A 6,333-nucleotide genomic window follows, 5' to 3' on the forward strand; every position below is an offset into this window, starting at 1 on the left:
CCCGCCCCGCCCGCCCCCGCCCCCCCCCCCCCCCCCCCCCCCCCCCCCCCCCGGCGCCCCGCCCCCCCCCCGGCGGCCGCCCCCCCCGGGGCGCCCCCCCCCCCCCCGCGGCGGGGATGAGGTCTCGCGTTGTGCGACGGCGTCTCAGAGATCGAGGGCACCGTTGCCGGCGTAGTAGCGGCGGCGCGTCTGAGTGCTGCGCGTGCTGTGCCCGTAGGGGCGGCGGGTGCCGGGCATGTCCTCCGGCGCGAGGTCTTCGACGAGGTGGGACAGCGGCACCTCGAGGGCGACGGCGATCTGCATGAGACTCAGCAGCGTGGGGTTGCCGTGACCGCGCTCGATGCGCTGCAGATGGCGCACGTCGAGGTCGGCGCAGTCGGCGAGCGTGGGCCGGCTCAGGTGGGCGCGGCGGCGGAGCTCGGCGATGCGCTCCCCCACCTTCGCCGCAGCGGTGGAGTGCGGGTCGACCAGACGCGTCTCGGATCTCGGCTCGGTCATGCCGTACATCGTGCCGATATTTCGGTGAGGCGCAGTGGGCACCTCTGCCCACGTGGATGACTGCGCGCACTTAGGCTCGACGGATGACGCCCCTCCTGGCCCTGCTGCTGCTCGCGAACGCCGCCTTCAACGTGCTGGTCTGGCCGACGTTCTACCGCCGCGTGTCCCGCGACCCGCGCGCCCGTGACGCATCCGGGCGGCCGACGCGCTTCCTCACGGTGCACGCGGTTCTCATCGGGCTGGCGCTGCTGCTCGCGGTCGCGTCGGCGATCGCGGGCGTCCTCGCCCTCTCCCAAGGCTGATCCCACCCCCATCCCCAGTCATCGGGCATCCGGGTCACGGATGTCGGATGTACGAACTATGGTTCCGATGCGAGATCGAATTCTTCGAACATCGGTTCTATTCTTGAGGGATGGGGATGGCACTTCAGGAGACCGCCTCCCGTTGGGGAGCAGCACCGGCTGAGACGGTGCCCGGCTCGCGGGTCCAGACGGCCCTGCACACCCAGGCAGAGGTGCAGCGCCTGCGGGCCCAGATCACCCGGATGCAGCGTCGCAGCGCGCAGGTCGACGCGATGCCGGTGCACGAGACGCTCGCCCCCCTCTTTCCCGAAGGCGGCCTCCGGCCCGGCTCGGTCTACAGCCTCGACACGTCCACGAGTCTCCTGCTCGCACTGATGTCGGCCCCGTCACGCGCCGGTTCGTGGTGCGCGGCGATCGGGATGCCCGAGCTGGCCGCCGAGGCGGCCGAGGGCTACGGCGTCGATCTCGAGCGCTTCGCCCTCGTGCCCGACCCGGGCGAGCGCTGGCTCGCTGTCGCCTCGGCGGTGGCAGAGGTGTTCCCCGTGGTGGCCGTGCGCCCACCCCGTGCAGCACGCGACGCCGACACCGCCCGCATCGGCGCCAAGCTGCGTGACCGCGGCGGCGTGCTGCTCGTGCAGGGCGCGTGGCCGCAGGCCGAGGCGACCCTCAGCCTGCGCGATCCCGCATGGACCGGCCTCGGCCAGGGTCACGGGCTCCTCGCCGCCCGCGAGGTCACGGTCTCGGCGACCGGCCGGCGCTTCCCCGTGCCGCGATCGGTGCGCGTGCAGCTCCCCGGCCCGCTCGGGGCCCCGGCCGCCGCGGCCGGCGGCACGACTCAGCGGCCCGCGTGGCGGTCGGTCGCCCGGCTCGAGGCGGTGGCGGGATGACCGTCCCTCCGACCCGCGTCATCGTGCTGTGGCTGCCCGACTGGCCGGTCACGGCGCTGCTGCGCAGCGAGGCACGCGCCGCGGCCCGCACGCTCGACGGCGAGCCCGCCCCGGGCGCGGATCCTGATGACGCTCCGATCGCGATCATGCACGCGAACCACGTCGTCGCATGCTCGGCCTCCGCCCGCCGCGAGGGCGTGCGCCGCGGGCAGCGCCGCCGCGACGCGCAGGGGGCGTGCCCCCGGCTGCGACTCGTGCCGGCCGATGCGGGGCGCGACGAGCGCGCGTTCAACCCTCTCCTGTCCCGCCTCGAGCAGCTCGCCCCGGGCGTGCAGCCGCTGCGGCCGGGACTGTGCGCCATCCGCGCCCGCGGACCGGCCCGCTTCTATGGCGGTGAGGAGGAGGCGGCGAGCGCGCTGCTCGACGAACTCGCGGCATGCGGCATCCCCGACGCGCGTGCAGGGGTCGCTGACGGCCTGTTCACGGCCGAGCAGGCGGCGCGCCTGATGAGCCCCTCCTCGATCCGGATCGTGCCGCCCGACGCGTCCGCGGCGTTCCTGTCGCCCCTCACGATCGCGGCGCTGCCCGACGACGAGCTCGTGGCGCTGCTCGCGCGTCTGGGGGTGCAGACCCTGGGCGAATTCGCCGCGCTCGACATCGCCGCGGTGCGCGACCGCCTCGGCGAGCACGGCGCGCGTCTGCACGCCCTGGCCGGCGGTTCCGATTCACGCCCCGTGGTGCCCCGCGTGCCCCCGCCCGAGCTGGCGCGCGAGATCGAGTTCGAGCCGCCGCTCGAGCTCGCCGAGCAGGTCGCGTTCGCCGTGCGCACCACGGCCGAGGACGTCTCGACGGGGCTCGACGAGGCCGGGCTGGTGTGCACGGAGGTGCGGATCACCCTGCTCGACGACCGCGGCGGACGCAGCGAGCGGGTATGGCTGCATCCGACGTGCTTCGACGCGTCCGCGCTCGTCGACCGCGTGCGCTGGCAGCTGCAGGCCACTCTCGACGGCGACGGCGCGTTCGGCGGGGAGAACGGCGGCGTCACGCTCGTGCGCATCGAGCCCGAGGCGGTCGACGACACCGCGCACCACCAGCCCGGGCTGATCGGGCAGGGGCCGGACGAGCGTCTGCATCACGCCATGTCCCGGGTGCAGGCGATGCTCGGTCACCGCGGCGTCGTCACGCCGCTGCTGGCAGGCGGCCGCTGGCTCAGCGAACGCGAGCGCCGCGTGCCGTGGGGCGACGCCGAGCGCCCGGCCCACCCTCGCGACCTGCCCTGGCCCGGCAGCCTCCCCCAGCCGCTCCCCAGCGAGGTGTACCGCTCACCGCGGCCCGCGGCCGTCACGGCGTCCGACGGCTCGCCCGTCGCGGTCGATGCGCGCGGCGGGATGTCGGCAGCCCCGGCCGTGCTCGACGGGCGCCGGGTCGCCGGCTGGGCCGGCCCGTGGCCCGTTGTCGAGCGGCAGTGGGACCCGGGCAGAGCACGCCGGGCGCACCGCTTCCAGATGGTCGACGCGGATCAGACGGCCTGGCTGCTTGTGCTCGAGGACGACCGCTGGTGGATCGAAGGGCGCTATACGTGAGCCGGCGCCGGAACCGAACCGGATGGGCCGGCTGATGGGCTGGCAGAATCCTCCCGTCCCGTGGTCCGAGCTCGAACGCGCGCTCAGCGGTCGCCGCCCCGAGACGCGCCCCATCGGGGCGGATGGCGGAGACAGTCCCGCGTGGAGCCGCAAGCGCGGCGCCTACGAGGCGCCGCCCATCGCGCGCCCCGAGCAGGTCGTGCCCTACGCCGAGCTGCACGCGCACTCGTCGTTCTCGTTCCTCGACGGGGCCTCGCCCCCCGAGGACCTCGCCGAGGAGGCCGAGCGACTGGGCCTGCATGCGCTCGCGCTCACCGACCACGACGGGTTCTACGGCCTCGTGCGCTTCGCCGAGGCGGCCGAGGAGACCGCGGTGAAGACCGTGTTCGGGGCCGAGCTGTCACTCGGGCTGCTGTCCCCGCAGAACGGCGTCCCCGACCCGGCCGGCGAGCACCTGCTGGTGCTCGCCCGCGGCGAGGAGGGCTACCGCCGCCTTGCCCGCGCGATCACCCACGGACAGCTGCGCGGTGCCGAGAAGGGACGTCCCTTCTACGACCTCGACACGCTCGCCCAGCACTCAGACGGCAACTGGGTGATCCTGACCGGATGCCGCAAGGGCGCCGTGCGACAGGCCCTCGCACGCGGCGACGACCCGGCGGTCGCGGTCGACCGGCTCGTCGACCTGTTCGGCCCCGGCAACGTCTATGTCGAGCTGATCGACCACGGCGAGCCGCTCGACACCCGCCGCAACGACGCGCTCGCGTCTCTCGCCGCCGAGCGCGCGCTGCCGATCATCGCCACGAACAACGCGCACTACTCCTCCCCCGAGAAGGCGCGCCTGGCCGCCGCGGTCGCCGCCGTGCGCGCGACCCGCAGCATGGCCGACCTCGACGGCTGGCTGCCGTCGCACGCCTCCGCGCACCTGCGGTCCGGTGCCGAGATGGCCGCGCGCTTCGGCCGCTATCCCGGCGCCGTCTCCCGCACGGTCGAGCTGGCCGACGAGCTGGCCTTCCCTCTGCGCCGGATGAAGCCCGCGCTCCCGAAGCAGAAGGTGCCGGACGGCCACACCCCGATGTCGTATCTGCGCACTCTCGTGTGGGACGCCGTGCCGCGCCTGTACCCCGATCTGAGCCGGAAGAACCGCGAGCGCATCGAGAAGGAGCTCGCGGTCATCGAGAAGAAGGACTTCCCGGGCTACTTCCTGATCGTGCACGACATCGTCGCCGAGGCCCGGCGCCGCGGCATCCTGTGCCAGGGACGGGGGTCCGCCGCGAACAGCGCCGTCTGCTACCTGCTCGGCATCACGGCTGTCGACGCGATCGCGTACGACCTGCCGTTCGAGCGGTTCCTCTCGGCGATCCGCGACGAGGAGCCCGACATCGACGTCGACTTCGACTCCGATCGGCGCGAGGAGATCATCCAGTGGGTCTACGAGCGCTACGGGCGCGAGAACGCCGCTCAGGTCGCGAACGTCATCCAGTACCGGCCCAAGAACGCCGTGCGCGACATGGCGCGCGCGCTCGGGTTCTCCCCCGGACAGCAGGATGCCTGGTCGAGGCAGGTGGAGGGCTGGGGCGCGGGTCTCGAGACCGGGCCGGACCACGACATCCCGGATCAGGTGGTCGAGTACGCGTCCGAGCTGCTGAAGGCGCCGCGGCATCTGGGCATCCACTCCGGCGGGATGGTGCTCACGGAGCAGCCGGTGGGCGAGGTCGTGCCGATCGAGCACGCGCGCATGCCGGGCCGCACCGTGATCCAGTGGGACAAGGACGACGCGGCCTGGATGGGCCTTGTGAAGTTCGATCTGCTGGGGCTCGGCATGCTCGCGGCGCTGCAGCACTGCTTCGACCTCATCCGGGCATCGACCGGCGAGGAGTGGACGCTCGCGACCATGCCGAAGGAGGAGGCCGCGGTGTACGACATGCTGTGCCGGGCCGATTCCATCGGGGTGTTCCAGGTCGAGTCGCGCGCGCAGATGGGGTTGCTGCCGCGCCTGCAGCCACGACGGTTCTACGACCTCGTGATCCAGATCGCCCTCATCCGGCCCGGCCCGATCCAGGGCGGCGCCGTGCATCCGTTCGTGCGACGCAAGATGGGCGATGAGAAGATCACCTACGACCATCCCAAGCTCAAGCCCGTGCTCGAGCGCACGCTCGGGATCCCCGTGTTCCAGGAGCAGCTCATGCAGATGGCGATGGCGGTCGGCGAGTGCTCGGGCGAGGACGCGGATCTGCTGCGTCGCGCGATGGGCTCCAAGCGCGGCAAGGAGAAGATCGACCGGCTGCGCGACAAGCTCTACGCCGGCATGGCGCACAACGGCATCACGGGCGACTTGGCCGACGCGATCTACGCGCGCATCCAGGCCTTCGCGAACTTCGGCTTCGCCGAGTCGCACTCGCTGTCGTTCGGACTGCTCGTCTACGCGTCGTCGTGGATCAAGCTGCACTATCCCGCCGCGTTCCTCGCGGGGCTGCTGCGCGCACAGCCGATGGGCTTCTACTCGCCCGCGTCGCTGACCGCCGACGCCCGCCGGCACGGCGTCGAGGTGCGCCGCCCCGACCTGAACCGCTCGGGCGCCAGCGAAGTCCTCGAGCCCCTGACCGACGGATCGGCCGGGCCGACCGGGCTGGACGCGTGCCTGACGCGGGTGCATCCGGCGCCGGGCCCCTTCGACCGGCACGCCCCCGACGAATCGGCCGCCCACCGCCGCGACGGCGCGTTCGCGGTGCGGATGGGGCTCGCAGCCGTGACCGGGATCGGCACCGAGACGGCGGAGCGGATCGTCGCCGAGCGCGAGCGCGGCGGCCCGTACCGCGACCTGCACGAACTGGTGCGGCGCACCGGCATCGCGCAGAAGCACCTCGAGGCGCTCGCGACCGCGGGCGCGTTCGAATGCCTCGGCCTGACGCGACGCGAGGCGATCTGGCTCGCCGGATCCGCCGCGCAGGACCGCCCCGAGTTCCTGCCCCACACGCTGCCGGCCGGCGGATCCGTCGGGGTGCAGCCGCCGCTGTTCGCCGATCCGACGAGCTACGAGCAGCTCGCCGCCGATCTGTGGGCGAC

The 6,333-nt window shown here is 73.5% G+C and carries 5 protein-coding genes; 4 read left to right on the forward strand and 1 reads right to left on the reverse strand.

The window, feature by feature from the left end:
• Positions 1–144 precede the first annotated feature (144 nt).
• Entirely contained in the window at positions 145–498 is a 354-nt protein-coding gene (locus tag RIF89_RS09845) for a helix-turn-helix transcriptional regulator (RefSeq protein ID WP_309068939.1), read from the reverse strand.
• Positions 499–581: 83 nt separating this feature from the next.
• On the opposite strand from RIF89_RS09845, the gene RIF89_RS09850 reads away from it, so the two are divergent.
• From RIF89_RS09850 to RIF89_RS09865, 4 genes are all read left to right on the forward strand, one after another.
• Positions 582–800, forward strand: coding sequence for an SCO4848 family membrane protein (locus tag RIF89_RS09850; protein WP_309068940.1), 219 nt, complete (start codon positions 582–584; stop codon positions 798–800).
• A gap of 110 nt (positions 801–910) precedes the next feature.
• Positions 911–1,687, forward strand: a complete 777-nt coding sequence (locus RIF89_RS09855) for a hypothetical protein (protein ID WP_309068941.1) — start codon at positions 911–913, stop codon at positions 1,685–1,687.
• Entirely contained in the window at positions 1,684–3,270 is a 1,587-nt protein-coding gene (locus RIF89_RS09860; RefSeq protein ID WP_309068942.1) for a DNA polymerase Y family protein, read from the forward strand. The genes RIF89_RS09855 and RIF89_RS09860 overlap by 4 nt, the downstream gene beginning before the upstream one ends.
• Positions 3,271–3,304: 34 nt before the next feature.
• On the forward strand, positions 3,305–6,333 hold a 3,029-nt coding region (locus tag RIF89_RS09865), incomplete at its 3' end, for an error-prone DNA polymerase (protein ID WP_309068943.1).

It is taken from the genome of Microbacterium sp. (assembly GCF_031178525.1).
GTDB lineage: Bacteria > Actinomycetota > Actinomycetes > Actinomycetales > Microbacteriaceae > Microbacterium.